The organism is Proteus sp. CA142267, assembly GCF_003336825.1.
Lineage (GTDB): Bacteria > Pseudomonadota > Gammaproteobacteria > Enterobacterales > Enterobacteriaceae > Proteus > Proteus terrae.
Window position 1 is genome coordinate 186,688 of sequence record NZ_QPMG01000007.1, and the last position, 19,112, is coordinate 205,799.

Below are 19,112 nucleotides of genomic sequence, written 5' to 3' on the forward strand. Positions count from 1 at the left end.
CGTTGTTGCGGGGACAATAACGGGCTTAGGGCAGAATAATCGAGATTAGCGAGTCAGAATATTAACAAAAATCTGAGCACCGACTAATAAACAATCATCATCGACAAAATAAGGATTTGCGTGAAGGTAATTATTAATCCCTTTCGCTTGATTACCACTTCCTAAGAAGAACATTGCACCGACTTTTCCTTTTGTGGCGTTAACCATATAGCTAAAGTCTTCACTACCTGTCATTGGCTTACCGTTCGATTCAATATTCTCTTCTGGTAAGAATTTACGCATCGCATCTAATAAACGCTGATGTGCTGTTGGGTGATTCACAACAGCAGGGTATCCACTATAGCTTAATGTGGTTTTAAATCCGCCAGCTGTACTGCGTGCAACGATTTCATCAAAACTTGCTTTCAGTACTTGGTCGGTATTTTCATCCATAGAGCGGATAGTACCGCGAGCCTGTACGTGATCAGCTAATGCATTAGGGATTGTTCCCCCATTGATCATGCCACAACCAAAGACAGCAGGGCTAAATGGATCTGTTTTCTTCGCAACAACATAATCCATATAATCAATTAAGCGCGTTGCTTCACGAATGGCATCTAAACCTTTGTGTGGTGTTGAACCATGTGCAGAAACACCATAAACATCTAATGTCCATGCAGAGCCATAAGATGACATCACACCATCATTAAAGCGAACACAACCTGTTTCAATCGCGGCATCATTATGAAGTGCGTAAGTTTCATCAACGCCTTCCATGCAACCGAGTTCAACCATTTTTTCAGCGCCAGGTACACGCATATCTTCTTCAGCCATTTGGAAAATAAAGCGAACGTTCGCGCTCATCTCTTCTCTATTTTCGGCAAGATATTTAGCACTGGTTAATGCCATAGTCATATGAGTATCGTGACCACAGTTGTGTGCACAACCTTGGTGAACTGAACTATGTTCATTATTCGTTAAGTCTGGCATTTCTAATCCGTCCATATCAGCACGGATAGCAATTAATGGAAATTCAGAATTAACAATTAAGTCTGCTGTGAAGCCAGTATATCCATCAAAAGTTTTAATTTGATAACCAAAACTTTCCATTAATTCACGACAGTATTTAGATGTTTTATATTCTTCACCTGATAGCTCAGGTATTTTGTGTAGGTCTTGTCGTGTTTTTTTACTAAAGTCATTTAATTGAAAGAGTTTTTCACTGACATTATAAATATTATTCATTAGATAACTCCCTGGATAGTAAATCCAATTTGCGCGACGATTGATGCTCCAAAGAAACAACAAGTTGAAACAATCATGAAAATAAGAATAACTTTCCATGACATTTTCTTAAGTTCTTCTAATTGACCACCAACAGATAAACCAGCAAATGCTAATAAAGGAACACAACAAGATAAGAAAGAAACTTTACCAATAGAACTAATAAAGAAATCTCTTACCGGAGTTTCGGGTAAACAAATAAGTATCCCGATAATTGTTGCATAAGCAAATGTTGGTAAAGATGAAGGTAAATAATGTTTTGCAACGAGTGAAATAAATACCACTAATGACATAGCAATAAAGCTATCCCACATTGCATAAAGAGCGATCCCTGATGTTAACGTCTGAGTAAACATTGCCAGTAAAATAGCAACGAATACAAATTTCATATCAATAATTATATTTTTCATGCAGTTTTGCCTCTGGTGAAAATTTTATAAATTTTTTCTGAAAGAGGTAAACCTAAATAGGTTAATGATAGTGCGCCTAGTGCTGAAGATAATAAGTTAGATGCAGCGGCAACACTTAATACTTGCTGTGCTAATGCTTCATCAAGACCATTGATTAATGCACCTGATGCCGCACTTAACATTGAACCCGAACCCACGCCTGAGCCTGCCGCAAGAGCAAGTGGATGTAATCCAGTTAATGGAGCAATACTGCCTAATACGCTAAACCATAAAGTACCGATAACAGAACCACATAAATAAATGGCTAATACACCAATATATTCCTGAGAGCCTGTACCAAATTTACCTTGAATAACAGCGATAGAAGGTTCACGGCTAATAGATGAACAAGCACCAATTGCACGACGACCAAATCCAAATTTAATGGCTAATGGAACCGCAATTAATACTGGTAATAAGTTGCCGAGTTCCTGAACAAATAATGGAATACCGACACTTAAAATCATTTTAATATTAGGAACAATCATTCCTGCATATTGTGTACCTAAAATAAGCAGGCTGAAACCTACCATTTTACCGCAGAAGCCTTCTTCTTTTTCTGTGAATAATTTACCCCATACTTTAATTTTTTTACGGGTAAATCCAGCAGATATACACATACCAATAATTACAGCAAATAGCATTGGTAAAATAGGTATTACCGCAATGCCAATCTTAATTTCTTTTTTACCAATGACATATTGTGAAATAAAAATTAAGAAAAGGACTGCCAGAATACTAATAAAGAAAACCTTTATCGGACTTCTACTTTTGTCCATCCGTTAATCTCCGTTGAAAAATAATCAGGCTTTATTCTAGAGGACAAAAAGCAAAAGGTAGCGTGACCAATGTCATGTTTATTTCATACCTCTTTTTCATGGATCATGAAATAATACAATGGTGATAAAATTATTAACAAATAGAAGAAAGTTAAATTTTTTAATAAAGACAGTGAGTAAGGCTGAAATGAGTCAGCTTAATTGTTAATAAAGATGTGAAGGGAAAAATCATAATTAAAAATTATTTTAATTATTAAAATAATCCTATAAATTAATTTTGTCTATCATTTAGTAAATAATAATACGTTATTAATGAGATATATTCTTATTTGGTGCGGTTATTATAAGTTTAATGAATGTATTTGGAAGTGATATTTTATTTTTACATTTTTATCAGTACTCTCTTTATCACGACAGTGACATTACAGTGATTGGTGTTATTCTTTATATTTGAGTTAGTAAGATAATTTTCTCTGCAAGCTGATGAGGAAGAGAAACAGAATATGGAAAGGAGATAAGTGTAGCTCGCAGAGGCGCAATTTACCCAAAACTGAGGAAAAATATCACCATGAGTAAGCAAACCGTTGCAACTTATATTGCTAAAGTACTCCATAATGCAGGTGTAAAACGTATTTGGGGCGTGACAGGCGATTCTCTCAATGGATTAAGTGATAGCTTGCGAAAGATGGGAACAATTGAGTGGATGGGAACCCGCCATGAAGAAGTTGCGGCGTTTGCCGCAGGGGCAGAAGCGGCAGTTAATGGCCAATTAGCGGTTTGCGCTGGCTCTTGTGGACCGGGAAATTTACATCTTATCAATGGGCTTTTTGATTGCCATCGTAATCATGTTCCTGTGTTAGCCATTGCTGCGCATATTCCTTCTGCTGAAATTGGTAGCAATTACTTTCAAGAAACACATCCTCAAGAACTTTTTCGCGAATGCAGTCATTACTGTGAGTTAGTCTCAAATCCAGAGCAGATCCCTCAAGTGCTAGCCATTGCGATGCGAACCGCTATTTTGAAAAAAGGGGTTGCGGTTGTTGTATTGCCGGGAGATGTTGCACTAAAACCAGCCCCAGAAGATGCGCATGAAAATTGGTATCCGTTACAATTTCCACTCATCATGCCTAATCGTTTCGAAATCGAAAAACTATCCGATGTACTGAATAATGCAAAAAACATCACCTTAATGTGCGGTGCAGGGTGTGCTCAAGCTCGTGATGAAGTGATTAAGTTGGCTCAAACCTTAAAAGCCCCTGTTGTACACGCATTGCGGGGGAAAGAGTACATTGAATGGAAAAATCCCTACAGTGTAGGAATGACAGGGCTAATTGGTTTTTCATCGGGTTATCATGCGATGGAAAATGCCGACACTTTGGTGTTATTAGGTACGCAGTTCCCTTATCGGGCATTTTATCCATCAAAAGCCAATATTATTCAAATTGATATTAATCCAAGCAGTCTTGGTTCACATTGCCATGTGGATATGGCGATGGTTGGCGATATTAAAGCAACACTAAATGCGATACAGCCTCGTTTAAAAGAGAAAACAGATACCACTCACCTTGATGCTTCATTAAAACACTATGCCAAAGCACGACAAGATCTAGATGCACTTGCACAACCCAGTGAGCGTGAACTTATTCACCCACAATATTTGGCACGTCGATTAAGTGAACTAGCAAATGATGATGCCATTTTTACCTGTGATGTCGGAACGCCAACAGTGTGGGCGGCTCGTTATGTTGGAATGAATGGAAAACGTCGTTTACTAGGATCGTTTAATCATGGCTCTATGGCAAATGCGATGGCTCAAGCTATTGGTGTGCAAGCGTTAGATAGAAAGCGTCAAGTTGTAGCAATGTGTGGTGATGGCGGATTTACCATGTTAATGGGGGATTTTATCTCATTAGCTCAAATGAATTTGCCTGTTAAAGTGATTATTTTTAATAACAGTGTATTAGGTTTTGTCGCGATGGAGATGAAAGCCGGTGGCTATTTAACTGATGGTACAGATTTACATAACCCGGATTTTGCTGCTATTGCCAATGCGTCTGGTATTAAAGGTATTCGAGTAGAAAAAGGCGAAGATCTGGATCATGCACTTCAAGAAGCCTTTGAACATAATGGCCCTGTGATTGTCGATGTAGTCACCGCAAAACAAGAGCTTTCAATGCCTCCTGAAGTGAAGTTTGAACAAGCAAAAGGTTTTAGCCTGTATATGATGAAAGCGATTATTAATGGTCGAGGAGATGAAATTGTTCAACTTGCTAAGACTAATTGGTTACGCTAATCGCCTATCGGTAACTCGAATTATTTAGAGTATACGTAAATAAACCAGACCCTATCAACATAAGTTGATAGGGTTTTTTCATTATTGCGCTTTCTCTGTTAAACAGAAACTTTCAATTAATTGCCCCATTAATTCACGCGTTGGCTCAATAAATGCCATATCAATAAATTCATCAGGTTGATGTGCTTGTTCAATAGAACCTGGACCTAAAACTAAGGTAGGGCAGAGATCTTGAATAAACGGCGCTTCAGTACAGTAATTCACGGTTTGCGCTTTCTCACCTAATAGTTTTTCGATCACTGCGACCATTTTGTGATCGGTTGGGCACTCATAACCCGGAATAGGATCGTGTAACGCCTCAACACTTAAACGCCCCGGCCAGCGTGCTTTGACTGGCGCTAATGTTTCGTGAAGTAAATCATCCAAATCTTGCAGCGTTAATCCCGGCAATGGGCGAATATCCATATGCAATTCACAGCAAGCACAAATTCTATTTGCTGCATCACCGCCATTAATATAGCCAAAGTTCATCGTAGGATAAGGGATAACAAATGCAGGGTTGTTATAGCGAGTTTTTAACGTATCACGCAGTGTACTAAGGTGAGTAATAGATTCATGCATCAACTCTATCGCATTTACACCTTTTTCTGGATCACTAGAGTGTCCCGATTGCCCAGTAATACGTATCGCATTTGATAAATGCCCTTTATGCGCACGAATAGGTTTTAGTGATGTGGGTTCGCCAATAATGGCAAAATCAGGGCGGATTGCCGTATTAGCAGCAAAATAACGTGCCCCTGCCATAGAGGTTTCTTCATCAGCGGTGGCGAGAATATAAAGAGGGTGAGTTAGCGTCTTAGTATCTATATCTCGCAATGCATCGAGAATAAAGGCAAAAAAGCCCTTCATATCAGCAGTGCCTAAGCCATATAACTTATTTTCTTTTTCTGTCAGTGTAAAAGGATCTTGCGTCCAACGACCTTCATCAAACGGTACTGTGTCAGTGTGACCACAGAGCAATAATCCACCTTTTCCGGTTCCTAATGTTGCAAGAAGGTTAAATTTGCCTCGTGTTTCAGGTACAGGTTGAATTTCAATTGAAAAACCTAATGTTTCCAACCAATTAGCAAGCAAGTTAATCAGTGCTTCATTACTTTGATCGTTTTTAGCGTCTGTAGCACTGATAGAGGGTGTTGCAATTAATTGACGATAAATCTCAATAAATGTAGGTAATTTAATATTCACTGTTGACAGCCTTTCTTCATAATAGTATCAATATTCATGCACTTTTTTTGAATAAAAATACATTAATCGGTTTGTGTTCATAGTACAAGGTAAGAATGACATGTTAAATACTCTGATTGTAGGAGCAAGTGGTTACACTGGCGCTGAATTAGCCGCCTATCTTCAGCAGCATCCTCATGTGAATTTGAGCAGACTGATGGTATCAGCTCAAAGTGCAGATGCAGGAAAGTGCTTTTCTGAACTTCATCCACAATATCGTGGTTTAGTGGATCTGCCACTTGAGCCGATGGTTGATGTCGCTAAAGCTGCTGAAAATATTGATATCGTTTTTCTCGCAACTGCTCATGAAGTCAGCCATGACATTGCCCCAGTCTTTTTAGAGCTAGGCTGTGTGGTATTTGATTTGTCCGGCGCCTATCGAGTACAAAACAAGCATTTTTATCAACAATACTATGGATTCGAGCATAAGAATACTGATTGGTTATCACAGGCAGTTTATGGATTAGCTGAATGGAATGCTGACATTATTAGTCAGGCGCAATTAATTGCTGTGCCCGGTTGTTATCCAACCGTCTCTCAGCTGTCACTAAAACCTTTAGTGGAAGCGGGACTTTTAGATGCAGCACAGTGGCCTGTTATTAATGCGACTAGTGGTGTGAGTGGTGCAGGTAGAAAAGCTTCCTTAACCAGCAGTTTTTGTGAAGTGAGTTTGCAACCTTACGGCGTGTTTACTCATCGTCATCAACCTGAAATTGCAACACATCTGGGTATTGATGTGATTTTTACACCCCATTTAGGCAATTTTGCGAGAGGGATCTTAGCCACTATCACCTGTAAGTTAAAAGCAGGAGTGACACAAGAGGATGTAAGACAAGTCTTTGAAGATGCTTATCAAGATAAACCATTAGTGCGTGTTTATGAAAAAGGATTGCCTGCATTAAAAGCCGTTGTAGGAACCGCATTTTGTGATATCGGATTTGCTCAGCAAGGTGAACATCTGATTGTGGTAGGTGTTGAAGATAACTTGCTGAAAGGAGCTGCTGCACAAGCAGTGCAATGTATGAACATTCGGTTTGGTTTCGCTGAAACCGAATCACTTATTTAAATAATGAGTAGGGAAGTTTCATGGAACCATTAATTATCAAACTGGGTGGCGTACTCCTTGATAATGAAGAAGCGTTAACGCGGTTTTTCACTGCATTACAACAATATCGCTCAACACATTCTCGTCCTTTAGTCATCGTACATGGTGGTGGCTGTTTGGTGGATGAACTAATGGGTAAATTGCAATTGCCTGTGGTGAAAAAGCAAGGTCTTCGTGTCACACCGACAGATCAGATAGACATTATTACAGGAGCGCTTGCCGGAAGTGCCAATAAAACTTTGTTATCGTGGGCAACCAAGTTTGGGCTTAATGGTGTGGGGCTTTCTTTGGGTGATGGGCAATTAGCTAAAGTCACTCAAATCAATGAAGAGTTAGGCCATGTAGGAAATGCAACTCCCGGCTCTCCTGATTTACTCAATTTATTATTGGGTGCTGGCTATCTACCTATTATCAGTTCTATCGGGATGACTGAAAAAGGTGAGCTGATGAATGTGAATGCTGATCAAGCGGCAACTGCTATTGCTGAAACATTAGGTGCTGATTTAGTCCTGCTTTCTGATGTCAGTGGCATTTTAGATGGTAAAGGTCAGAAGATTGCTGAGATGTCAGCTGAAAAAGCACAGATGTTAATCGATCAGGGCATTATCACTGACGGCATGATAGTGAAAGTAAATGCGGCATTGGAAGCAGCTAAAACGTTAGGACGACCTGTTGAAATTGCAAGCTGGCGCCATGCTGAAAAACTGACGACATTATTTAATGGTGTTGCAGTAGGAACCCGAATTTTAGCTTAAAAATCACTCTAGAAATCTTATCGCTATTTGGTAGTTGGCAGAATTTAAACAAATTGGGAATTGAAGGTTATCACTATGACTAAAGGTATTAAGAAAATCGTATTGGCATACTCTGGCGGATTGGATACATCGGCAATCATTCCTTGGCTAAAAGAACATTATGATAACTGTGAGGTTGTCGCTTTTGTTGCTGATGTTGGTCAAAGCCGTGATGATTTAGTGGGTGTAGAACAAAAAGCATTAGCTTCAGGTGCTTCAGAGTGTTATGTCGTTGATTTACGTGAAGAGTTTATCAAAGATTATGTCTATCCTGTATTAAAAACAGGTGCTTTATATGAAGGTAGCTATTTATTAGGTACTTCAATGGCACGTCCTGTTATCGCTAAAGCACAAGTTGAACTCGCATTAAAATTAGGTGCAGATGCTGTTGCTCATGGTGCAACGGGTAAAGGTAACGACCAAGTTCGTTTTGAAAGTACTTATGCGGCACTTGCTCCACAACTTAAAGTGGTTGCTCCTTGGAGAGAGTGGGATTTACGTTCTCGTGAAGCGCTGCTGGATTATCTAAAAGTTCGTAATATCCCAACAACAGCAACTCTTGAGAAAATTTATAGCCGCGATGAAAACGCATGGCATATTTCAACAGAAGGTGGCGTATTAGAGAGCCCATGGAATGCGTCAAATGAAGATTGCTGGGCATGGACCGTTGATCCTAAGAAAGCACCAGAAACGCCAGAATTAGTCACAGTTACAGTTAAAGCGGGTGAAGTTGTCGCAGTAAACGGTAAAACACAATCACCTTTTGAATGTTTAGATACATTAAATACATTAGGTGTTAAGCACGGTATCGGACGTATTGATATTGTTGAAAACCGTTTAGTGGGAATGAAATCTCGTGGCTGTTACGAAACCCCTGGGGGCACTATCATGATGGCGGCTCTGCGTGGTGTTGAGCAACTTGTTCTTGATAGAGATGCATTTAAATGGCGTCAGCAACTAGGCTTAGAGATGTCTTATGTGGCTTATGATGGTCGCTGGTTTACGCCAATTCGCGCTTCACTACAGGCTGCTGCTGAATCACTGGCAAAAGATGTGAATGGCGAAGTGGTTTTAGAGCTCTATAAAGGTCATGTGAATGCTATTCAGAAGAAATCAGACAACAGCCTGTACTCTGAAGAGTTTGCAACCTTTGGTGAAGATGAAGTTTACGATCACAGTCATGCTGAAGGCTTTATCCGTTTATATTCTCTGCCATCACGTATTCGTGCACTGAGCAAGAAATAACGCAAAGCAATAGAGTGGTGCTAACAAGCATCACTCTCACTCTTTTTTATTACACAAAATAAATACAGGAAGCGATTATGGCACTCTGGGGTGGACGTTTTAGTCAGGAAGCTGATCAACGGTTTAAACAATTCAATGATTCACTGCGGTTTGATTTTCGACTGGCACAACAGGATATCTTTGGCTCAGTAGCTTGGTCTAAAGCGTTAGTCACAGTTGGCGTATTGTCGCAAGATGAACAAGCTCAACTTGAGCAAGCGTTAAATGAATTATCAGAAGAAGTAACGGCAAACCCGCAGTCTATCTTGCAAAGTGATGCTGAAGACATTCATAGCTGGGTTGAAAGTAAGCTTATCGCCAAAGTGGGTGACTTAGGTAAAAAATTACATACAGGCCGCAGCCGTAATGATCAGGTCGCAACAGACTTAAAACTATGGTGTAAAGAAGAAGTCATTCATCTTCGCCAAGCGATTGTTGATCTACAAAAAGCCTTAGTTATCACTGCAGAACAAAATCAAAATGCCGTGATGCCGGGTTATACTCATCTACAGCGCGCTCAGCCAGTCACTTTTGCACATTGGTGTTTAGCATACAATGAAATGCTAGCCAGAGATGAAAGCCGTTTAGCTGATGCATTAAAACGTTTAGATGTCAGCCCATTAGGTTGTGGCGCTTTAGCCGGAACGGCTTATGATATCGATCGTGAACAATTAGCGGGATGGTTAGGTTTTGCGAGTGCAACCAATAATAGCTTAGATAGCGTATCCGATCGTGATCATGTCTTAGAGCTATTATCCTCTGCGGCTATTGGTATGGTGCATTTATCTCGTTTTGCAGAAGATCTTATTTTCTTTAATAGTGGTGAAGCGGGCTTTATTGAATTATCAGACAAAGTGACTTCTGGCTCATCATTAATGCCACAAAAGAAAAACCCAGATGCATTGGAGCTTATCCGTGGGAAATGTGGACGAGTACAAGGCGCATTAACTGGCATGATGATGACCTTAAAAGGTTTGCCTCTCGCTTACAATAAAGATATGCAAGAAGATAAAGAAGGGCTATTTGACGCCATCGATACATGGTCTGATTGTTTGCATATGGCAACTCTTGTTCTTGATGGGATACAAATCCGTCGCTCTCGTTGTGAAGAAGCGGCTAAACAAGGTTATGCGAATGCCACTGAACTGGCAGATTATCTTGTTGCTAAAGGTGTGCCATTTCGTGAAGCTCACCATATTGTGGGTGAAGTGGTTGTTTGCGCTATTGAGCAAGGTAAAGCGATTGAAGAACTCCCTCTTTCTGAATTACAGATGTTTAACAGTAAAATCATGATTGATGTGTACGATATTTTATCGCTTCAATCTTGCTTAGATAAACGTCTTGCAAAAGGTGGTGTTTCTCAAAAACAGGTTGCTTATGCGATAACAAAAGCCAAAGAAATTTTAGATATGGATAAGTAAGAAAAGAGTTTATCTGAGACAACTTATTGTTATTAAAAAAGAACAGAGTGAATATCACTCTGTTCTTTTATTTTAAATTGCCGATAATATCTATATTCATCTTGAATTCTTTAGAGTATGAAGTAATTAGTTTTATTTGAGTTGTTTATTCAAAAAATATTGAAAAAGAGAGACAGAATAACATTCGACTGATAGAAAAATTTATCAGTTACTATATTATCTATAGACATTAACTATCAGCAATAAATGTGGGATCTGCAATGAATATCCGTGACTTGGAATATCTGGTGGCTCTAGCTGAGCATAAACATTTTCGTCGTGCGGCAGATTCTTGCCATGTGAGTCAGCCAACATTAAGTGGTCAAATTCGTAAACTTGAAGATGAACTTGGTGTGATGTTGCTTGAAAGAACTAGCCGTAAGGTTCTGTTTACTCAACAAGGCTTGTTGCTGGTGGATCAAGCGAAAACCGTTTTACGTGAAGTCAAAGTGCTACAAGAAATGGCTTCATTGCAAGGCGAAAGTATGGCTGGGCCTTTACATATTGGGCTTATTCCTACTGTTGGCCCTTATTTATTGCCTCATATTATTCCTGAATTACATAAAAACTACCCTAAGTTAGAGATGTATCTTCATGAAGCACAAACTCATAGCTTATTAGCTCAGTTAGATAGCGGAAAACTCGATTGTGCAATTTTAGCAATGGTAAAAGAGAGTGCGCCATTTATTGAAGTGCCTCTATTTGAAGAGCCAATGAAGTTAGCGATTTATGAAGGACATCCTTGGCATGAACGCGAGTCTGTACCGATGGGCGACTTAGCAGGTCAGCGTTTATTAATGTTAGAAGATGGGCACTGTTTACGCGATCAAGCGTTAGGTTTTTGCTTCCAAGCGGGGGCGAAAGAAGATACGCATTTTAGAGCAACGAGTTTAGAGACTTTGCGTAATATGGTCGCTGCTGGTAGTGGAATAACGTTATTACCTGATTTATCGGTGCCCCAAGAACAAAAACGTGATGGGGTTTGTTATCTAGAATGCACTGATCCCAATCCATCACGTTCTATTATTTTGGTTTATCGTCCCGGATCGCCTTTGCGTAATCGTTATGAACAGTTAGCAGAGACAATCCGTGAACATATGACCGCATTTTATGCAGAAAAACAAAACGCATTAAAATAAGCGATTTAAACCATTAAGTGCAGCAACACGGTAGGCTTCTGCCATTGTTGGATAGTTGAAGGTAGTATTAACGAAATACTCGATAGTATTGCCTTCACCTTTTTGCTCCATAATCGCTTGGCCGATATGAATAATTTCAGCCGCACGCTCACCGAAGCAGTGAATACCTAAAATTTGCTTAGTTTCACGGTGGAAGAGAATTTTCAAACTCCCCACATTCATACCTGCAATTTGCGCTCTTGCCAGATGTTTAAATTGAGAGCGGCCCACTTCATAAGGAATTTTCATTGCAGTGAGTTGTTGCTCTGTTTTACCAACAGAACTAATTTCAGGAATGGTGTAGATCCCCGTCGGAATATCTTCAATTAAATGCGTTTCTGATTTTCCGGTTGTGATCGCCAAAGCTGCAATTCGACCTTGATCATAAGCGGCTGAAGCTAGACTTGGGTAACCGATGACATCACCGACTGCATAAATGTGTTCACAACTGGTTTGGTAATGTGCATTAACAGAAACTTGTCCACGACTATCTGTTTTAATACCCACGTTTTCTAAGCCAAGTGTGTCTGTATTTCCTGTTCGACCATTCGCATAAAGTAGGCAATCTGCTTTGACTTTTTTACCTGATTTTAAGTGAACAATTACACCATCATCGACACCTTCAATACTTTCATATTCTTCATTATGACGAATAACAATGCCGTTATTCCAGAAGTGATAAGAAAGTGCATCAGACATCTCTTGATCAAGGAAAGACAATAGGTGATCACGAGTATTAATTAAGTCTACTTTTACTCTTAATCCTCTAAAAATAGAGGCATATTCACAACCAATGACACCAGCACCATAAATAATGACATGGTGAGGTTCATGCTCTAAATCGAGAATAGTGTCACTGTTATAAATACGAGAATGAGAGAAATCGACATCTGGCGGGCAATAAGGACGCGAGCCTGTTGCAATAATAAAGTTATCTGCTGAAAGAATATCGCAAGTACCATCAGGATAACGCACGCTGATCCTGTGCTCATCAATAAACGCCGCTTCGCCCGAATACATTGTACAATTATTACGCTCGTAGAAACCTTGACGCATTTTAGTCTGCTGACTAATTACTGTACTGGCTTGGCGAAGTATTTGAGAGAAAGAGGAGTTAATCAGACGAGATTGGTCACTGTAAAGCGGGTTTTGATTAAATTCGATAATACGACTTACTGCGTGACGTAGGGCTTTTGAAGGAATAGTTCCCCAGTGAGTACAGCCGCCACCGACTTTGTTATAACGTTCTATAACTGCGACGCGCTTTCCTTGTTTAACAAGCCCCATGGCCGCGCCTTCACCACCAGGACCTGAACCGATCACAATTGCATCGAAATGAGAATGTTGCATAGGAAGAGACCTGTTTTATACAAACCGACAACGCTATATTAACATTAGAATGAATAATAGCCCAATTGACATTAAGGGCATTAGTCACACTTTGTTGAGTTTTTATGAGAATGTGTCTTGAGAGATGATTGTACGCACTGCTTTTTTAACAAAGTTTGATATATTGAGTATAAACCAAATTAGGATTATCAGGATTTCCGTGAGTAATAATATTGGCATCAGAGCTAAACAAAAAGAAAAAACCCGTCGCTCTTTAATTGAAGCTGCTTTTAGCCAACTCAGTGCTGAGCGTAGCTTTACAAGCCTAAGTTTACGAGAAGTGGCTAGAGAAGCTGGTATTGCACCTACTTCATTTTATCGTCATTTTAAAGATGTTGATGAACTAGGACTCACGATGGTTGATGAAAGTGGATTGATGTTACGTCAATTAATGCGCCAAGCACGTCAACGTATTGCGAAAGGTGGCAGTGTTATTAGAACATCAGTAGCTACTTTTATGGAATTCATTGGCAATAATCCTAATGCGTTTCGATTATTATTACGTGAGCGTTCTGGGACTTCGGCGGAATTTCGTGCCGCAGTCGCACGAGAGATCCAACATTTTATTGCAGAACTGGCAGACTATCTTGAGCAAGAAAGCCATATGCCACGTTATTTTACAGAAATGCAATCTGAAGCAATGGTCACTATTGTATTTAGTGCAGGCGCAGAAGCACTGGATATCGATATTGAAAAGCGTCAACAATTAGAAGAAAGATTAGTTATACAACTGCGAATGATTGCTAAAGGTGCCTATTATTGGTATCGACGTGAGCAAGAAACGCAAACACCTCTACAAGATAACCCAGAGATAAAGAAAAAAACGCATCAGAAAGGAGACAAATGATGGAACAAAATCGCTGTGAAAAAAGCACGCTATTACTTGCCACAGTCATTGGTGTCGCTTTACATGGTACTTATTCGAGTTTTTTTAATTCATTTATTGAGACGTGGTCGGTTTTCCCACTCATCAGTTTAATCTTGGCAGTTTACTGTTTATATCAGCGCTATTTAAATCAACCCATGACCGATGGTATGCCTAAGCTGATTTTTTCATTCTTTTTATTAGGTCTATTCGGTTATAACGCTTACACCAGAACCGTTAACCCTGAATGGGGTTCAAATTTCTTCTCTTCAGTGTGTATTGTTATCGTTGCGTTGTGGATTTATCGCCAGTTCAAACAGCGTCAACGCCTACGTATACAGGCAGAAGAAGCTGAAAGAGCATCACAAGCAGAACAGTACTAGCCTGTACTTATCTCTTTGTTGTAAACACAGCGAAATTTTGACACCAGCAAGTTACCTTGCTGGTGTTTTTGTTTTTATTCGTGCTATTGCAGATTTTTTATCTATAACGAGTGAAATAAGCAGTTATCTTTTTTCTAATAACACGCCACATTCCATATGATGGGTATATGGGAACTGATCGAATAAAGCTAATTTACTGATTTTGTGTGTTTTAATTAGCGTTTCCAAATTATGACACAGTGTTTCTGGGTTACAAGAAATGTATAAAATGCTAGGGTAACTTTTAACCAACTCTACAGTTTTCTCGTCTAAACCACTACGAGGTGGGTCAACAAAAATGGTTTCGCACTGGTAATCTTTTAAATCAATCCCTTCTAGGCGTTTAAATTCTCTTACTCCATTCATTGCTTGAGTAAAATCTTCTGCAGACATGCGAATAATCTTCACATTATCAATATGGTTCATTGCAATATTATATTGCGCGGCATAAACAGAAGGCTTGGCAATTTCTGTTGCTAGTACACGATCAAAATTACGCGCGAGCGCTAATGAAAAGTTACCATTACCGCAATACAGCTCAAGCAGATCGCCTTTTGCATTTTCCGTTGCCTGTAATGCCCATTCCAACATCTTAATATTGACCTGTGCATTAGGTTGCGTGAAGCTATTTTCAACTTGGCGATAAATCATCTCTTTACCGGCGATAGGTAATACTTCATCAATAAAATCGTTATCGAGCATAATTTTTGTTTTATATGCACGACCGATTAATTGCACATCAAATCCTTGAGCAATTAATGATTGGCGTAATGCCATTGCTTCTTGTTGCCAAGTTTCATCAATTTTCTTGTGATAAAGCAGTGAGACAATAATTTTATTACTCAACGTAGAAAGATAATCAATCTGAAACAGTTTCTTTCTGAGTGTCGGTTTATCTTTTATTTCTGCTAACAGGGCAACCATCATTTTATTAATAAGTTGGCTGGCAATCGGAAATTGATCAACACGAATACGCTGCTTAGTCTCTTGGTCAAACATAATATGATAAAGAGAATCTTCTTCATGCCAGATACGGAATTCCGCACGCATACGATAATGTTGTTCTGGTGATGAAAAAACCTCTGCTTCAGGCGCATTAAAAGGAGCCATCATCGTTTGTAGACGTTGTGTTTTTTCATTCAGTTGAGACTGATATGTTTGCGTTGGTAATGAATTCTGCATGGTATCTCGCCTTTTTTTTGGCAGTAATAAAGTTAAGCGAGCGAAATTGTAGAGATCCTCATGAAGATGTCCAGTATTCTTCATGTTCAATTTCTGGACTCAGTGGATTTGAAATCGTAGCATAGTTATTCGGTCTCCTATAGGAGTGAAAAGGGAATCTGGTGCAAAGCCAGAACTGACGCGCAGCGGTAATAGGATCAAGGATAATAAAAGACACTACAAAGCACCTTAATAAGTGCAGTGGGAAGTCATTATCTTAAATACACAAATTGTTTATTTAACCTAGAGTCCGAAGACCTGCCGAAGACTTGTCGCATCTTAAATTAAATACGCGCTTTATTTAATTTTGGCGGCATCCTGCTACTTATTCTGTTGGATGCAGATTTTCATGAATAATAAAAAAGTTTTCTTTATTTCAAGTATAGCTTCGAGTGTGGCTTTGAGTGTCATGGTGAGCAGTTTTAGTGCGCTTGCGAATAACAGCGATACATTAAGTGTGACCGCGAATCGCTTTCAAGAACCTAACTCTTCTATTCTAGCGCCTATCACTGTTGTTGAACGTGAACAGATCGATCGCTGGCAGAGTAATAGTGTTATTGATGTATTACGCAGAATGCCGGGTATTGATGTGGGGCAAAACGGCGGGATAGGGCAGATGAGCTCTATTTATGTACGTGGGGCTGAATCTCGTCATGTTCTTATTTTAGTGGATGGTGTGCGTTTAAATCAGGCTAATGTATCTGGTAGTTCAGATATTAGCCAAATTCCTCTTTCTCTTGTTCAACGTATTGAATATATAAGAGGGCCTCGTTCTTCTGTTTATGGTTCTGATGCAATTGGTGGTGTGATTAATATCCTCACGGAAAGAAAAACAGAAGGAGGAACGCTTAATGCCACAATGGGTTCTCATGGTTATCAAGAATATGATGGCTCTGTAAAACAGAAAGTTGGGGATAGAACGACATTAACGGCAGCAGGTAGTTATCTCTATACTAAAGGTTATGATGTAGAGGCGAATGGAAATACCGGTGGATATCTGCAACCTGATCGCGATGGCTTTATGAATAAGTCACTGTGGTTAGGGGTTAATCACGATATTAACGATGATATTTCTTTATATGCACGTGCTTATGGTTTTGATAATCGCACCGCTTATGATGCTTATTATGACAGTTATAATAAAACCTTAACGGATACAAGAGCACTGTTTAGCCGCACCTATGATGGTGGCGTGAAATTTCATCACGATAACTATTCTTCTTCTTTAAATACTAGCTATAACTACACCAAAGATTATGACTATGATCCTCGTTATGGTCGCTATGGTAAAGGAAGCCGTTTTACCAACTCTGAACAATATAATGTGCAGTGGGGAAACCACCTTTTATTAGGGAATGGCAGTATTGGTGGTGGTGTTGATTGGCAACGTCAATCTATTAAAGCAGGTTCTAACGGGTTTCCTAATAAAGAGCATTTCGATAATACCGGTTTATATCTAACAGGACAGCAGAAATTAGGCGAAATTATAGCTGAAGCTTCTGTGCGTTCTGATAAGCATTCAGAGTATGGCTGGCATACTACTTGGCAAACTAACCTAGGTTGGGAGTTTGTCGATGGTTATCGTGTGGTTGGTGGTTATGGTACGGCATTTAAAGCTCCGACACTGATGCAACTTTATAGTGAATGGGGAAGTAACCCAGACTTACAACCTGAAAAGAGTAAACAGTGGGAAGGAGGCTTTGAAGGACTTACTGGACCTTTAGAGTGGCGATTAACGGCGTATCGTAATGATGTGAACTCTTTGATCCAAGGTGAATCGAACTATCCATATCGTAATTACAATGTTGGTAAAGCTTTAATTAAAGGTGTGGAATTTACAGGTGAAATGGATACTTGGATTTTTCATCACACCTTTAACCTGCAATATATAGATGCAAGAAATAAAGAAACACATCAACGTCTTGATCGTCGTGCTCGTCAACAGCTGAAATATCAACTTGATTGGCAAGTTGAGAAACTCGATATGGGGGTGACTTACCAATATATCGGTCAGCGTACAGACAAAGATTTCGGTACAAGCCCAGCTAAACCTATTTCTTTAGGCGGTGTGAGTATTTGGGATCTAACTGCTTCATATCCTATTACATCACATCTCTCAATTCGTGGTAGAATAGCCAACCTGTTTGATAAAGATTATGAGACAGCTTATGGCTATCGCACGCCAGGACGAGAATACTTCCTCACAGGAAGTTACAACTTCTGATGCACTATCTACCGCTAACCCTACTGTATTAGTTTTTGATTCAGGGGTTGGCGGTTTATCTGTTTATCGTGAGATCCGTGAAAAACTACCGGAGGCTCACTATATCTATGTTTTCGATAATGAAGCGTTCCCCTACGGTGAAAAATCACAAGAGTTTATTATTGACCGTGTTGTTCGAATAGTTAGCGCTGTTGCTGAAAAACATGATCTCGCCACAATTGTTATTGCTTGTAATACAGCAAGTACAGTAAGCCTTCCTGCTTTACGCGCGAAGTTTACAGAGATCCCTATTGTGGGTGTTGTTCCAGCTATTAAGCCAGCGGCTAAATTAACGTGTAACGGCGTGGTTGGATTATTAGCGACCAGAGCAACAGTTAAACGTCCTTATACTCACGAACTTATTGAACGCTTTGCAACTGATTGCAAAGTTCACTCTTTAGGTTCGGCTGAGCTGGTGGAACTAGCAGAAAGGAAACTTCATGGTGAAGAGGTTCCTTTAGATGAGCTTCGCAAAATTCTTACACCTTGGTTAAAAATGAAAGAGCCACCCGATACAGTGGTATTAGGCTGTACTCATTTCCCTTTATTAGCGGATGAACTTCTTTCTGTTTTACCTGATGGCACACGAATTATCGATTCTGGTGCTGCAATTGCACGAAGAACTGCGTGGTTGGTCGTAAATCAAGCGAAAATAAGAGGTTCAAATGAAATTAGCTTCGCTTATTGCTTAAAAGAAGATGAGAATAGCGAATTACTAAAACCTGTTTTGGCGAGTTTTGGCTTCGAATCGCTCAGAAAACTGGCGCTTTAAGTGCAATTTGATTGAAAATTCAACGGTCAGTAAAAAAACTCAAAAAAAGTGTTGCCAGCTTCACAAAACTCCCTATAATGCGCCCTCGTTGTCACGGCAAACCACGCTAAGTGAGTTAGCTGAGAGAACAAAGAAAAAAGTGAAAAGCCTTGAAAATAAACGCTTGACACAAAATGAGGAAGATGTAGAATGCACCTCCTCGCAACAACGCAGAAGACCGGAAACGGCAGCGATTGTTGCACTGCTCTTTAACAAATTATCAGACAATCTGTGTGGGCACTCGCAGAGACG

The 19,112-nt window shown here is 39.6% G+C and carries 17 protein-coding genes and 1 riboswitch; of the genes, 11 read left to right on the forward strand and 6 right to left on the reverse strand.

The genetic code is table 11. The annotated features are described in order from the left end of the window. Positions 1-45 precede the first annotated feature (45 nt). Genes C0T34_RS13040 through C0T34_RS13050 form a run of 3 tightly spaced genes read right to left on the reverse strand, consistent with a single transcriptional unit; the run spans position 46 to position 2,491 of the window. The gene (locus tag C0T34_RS13040) at positions 46-1,224 is read right to left on the reverse strand and encodes a M20 family metallopeptidase (protein ID WP_023583449.1); all 1,179 of its coding nucleotides are present in this window, start codon (positions 1,222-1,224) and stop codon (positions 46-48) included. Beyond that, on the reverse strand, positions 1,224-1,673 hold the full coding sequence (locus C0T34_RS13045) for a hypothetical protein (RefSeq protein WP_006534124.1): 450 nt from the start codon (positions 1,671-1,673) through the stop codon (positions 1,224-1,226). Before C0T34_RS13045 ends, C0T34_RS13040 begins: the two co-directional genes overlap by 1 nt. Further along, positions 1,670-2,491 carry a DUF3100 domain-containing protein gene (locus tag C0T34_RS13050; RefSeq protein WP_023583450.1) on the reverse strand — a complete coding sequence of 274 codons (822 nt, stop codon included), beginning with the start codon at positions 2,489-2,491 and terminating at the stop codon, positions 1,670-1,672. The genes C0T34_RS13045 and C0T34_RS13050 overlap by 4 nt, the downstream gene beginning before the upstream one ends. A gap of 568 nt (positions 2,492-3,059) precedes the next feature. On the opposite strand from C0T34_RS13050, the gene poxB reads away from it, so the two are divergent. Then, positions 3,060-4,784, forward strand: a complete 1,725-nt coding sequence (gene poxB / locus C0T34_RS13055) for a ubiquinone-dependent pyruvate dehydrogenase (protein WP_109850285.1) — start codon at positions 3,060-3,062, stop codon at positions 4,782-4,784. Positions 4,785-4,865: 81 nt separating this feature from the next. Here the strand turns inward: poxB and argE are convergent, their stop codons facing one another. Next, on the reverse strand, positions 4,866-6,029 hold the full coding sequence (argE, locus tag C0T34_RS13060) for an acetylornithine deacetylase (protein ID WP_109850286.1): 1,164 nt from the start codon (positions 6,027-6,029) through the stop codon (positions 4,866-4,868). Positions 6,030-6,129: 100 nt separating this feature from the next. Between argE and argC the strand changes: the two genes are divergently transcribed. The 5 genes from argC (at position 6,130) to oxyR (ending at position 11,850) form a co-directional block, all read left to right on the forward strand. Continuing rightward, the gene (gene argC / locus C0T34_RS13065) at positions 6,130-7,134 is read left to right on the forward strand and encodes an N-acetyl-gamma-glutamyl-phosphate reductase (protein WP_098941435.1); all 1,005 of its coding nucleotides are present in this window, start codon (positions 6,130-6,132) and stop codon (positions 7,132-7,134) included. Positions 7,135-7,154: 20 nt separating this feature from the next. Continuing rightward, entirely contained in the window at positions 7,155-7,928 is a 774-nt protein-coding gene (argB, locus tag C0T34_RS13070; RefSeq protein ID WP_098941434.1) for an acetylglutamate kinase, read from the forward strand. 75 nt (positions 7,929-8,003) lie between these two features. Further along, a complete protein-coding gene (locus C0T34_RS13075) occupies positions 8,004-9,212 on the forward strand; it encodes an argininosuccinate synthase (RefSeq protein WP_098941433.1) in 1,209 nt (402 codons plus the stop codon). 77 nt (positions 9,213-9,289) lie between these two features. Then, positions 9,290-10,672: an argininosuccinate lyase gene (argH, locus tag C0T34_RS13080; protein WP_098941432.1), complete on the forward strand. Its 1,383-nt coding sequence runs from the start codon at positions 9,290-9,292 to the stop codon at positions 10,670-10,672. A 260-nt stretch (positions 10,673-10,932) separates the two neighbouring features. Further along, on the forward strand, positions 10,933-11,850 hold the full coding sequence (gene oxyR / locus C0T34_RS13085) for a DNA-binding transcriptional regulator OxyR (RefSeq protein WP_075672972.1): 918 nt from the start codon (positions 10,933-10,935) through the stop codon (positions 11,848-11,850). On the opposite strand, the gene sthA is transcribed toward oxyR, so the two are convergent. Further along, on the reverse strand, positions 11,842-13,239 hold the full coding sequence (gene sthA, locus C0T34_RS13090; RefSeq protein WP_069366816.1) for a Si-specific NAD(P)(+) transhydrogenase: 1,398 nt from the start codon (positions 13,237-13,239) through the stop codon (positions 11,842-11,844). The genes oxyR and sthA overlap by 9 nt on opposite strands. A 199-nt stretch (positions 13,240-13,438) precedes the next feature. Here sthA and fabR point away from each other — a divergent pair, with 199 nt between their 5' ends. Then, positions 13,439-14,125: an HTH-type transcriptional repressor FabR gene (gene fabR, locus C0T34_RS13095; RefSeq protein WP_098941431.1), complete on the forward strand. Its 687-nt coding sequence runs from the start codon at positions 13,439-13,441 to the stop codon at positions 14,123-14,125. Continuing rightward, on the forward strand, positions 14,125-14,526 hold the full coding sequence (locus C0T34_RS13100; RefSeq protein WP_098941430.1) for a YijD family membrane protein: 402 nt from the start codon (positions 14,125-14,127) through the stop codon (positions 14,524-14,526). Before fabR ends, C0T34_RS13100 begins: the two co-directional genes overlap by 1 nt. A gap of 123 nt (positions 14,527-14,649) precedes the next feature. Here the strand turns inward: C0T34_RS13100 and trmA are convergent, their stop codons facing one another. Then, a complete protein-coding gene (gene trmA, locus C0T34_RS13105) occupies positions 14,650-15,747 on the reverse strand; it encodes a tRNA (uridine(54)-C5)-methyltransferase TrmA (protein WP_098941429.1) in 1,098 nt (365 codons plus the stop codon). Between the two features lie 113 nt (positions 15,748-15,860). Then, a riboswitch (cobalamin riboswitch) is annotated at positions 15,861-16,067 on the forward strand. A gap of 68 nt (positions 16,068-16,135) precedes the next feature. Here trmA and btuB point away from each other — a divergent pair. The 3 genes from btuB to C0T34_RS18230 all read left to right on the forward strand — a co-directional run. Beyond that, complete coding sequence (gene btuB / locus C0T34_RS13110; protein ID WP_109850287.1) at positions 16,136-18,010, forward strand: TonB-dependent vitamin B12 receptor BtuB; 1,875 nt, start codon at positions 16,136-16,138, stop codon at positions 18,008-18,010. Next, on the forward strand, positions 17,955-18,821 hold the full coding sequence (gene murI / locus C0T34_RS13115) for a glutamate racemase (protein ID WP_098941427.1): 867 nt from the start codon (positions 17,955-17,957) through the stop codon (positions 18,819-18,821). Before btuB ends, murI begins: the two co-directional genes overlap by 56 nt. An 88-nt stretch (positions 18,822-18,909) precedes the next feature. Further along, positions 18,910-19,112: hypothetical protein (locus C0T34_RS18230; protein ID WP_204100981.1), on the forward strand; the 203-nt coding region annotated here is incomplete at its 3' end.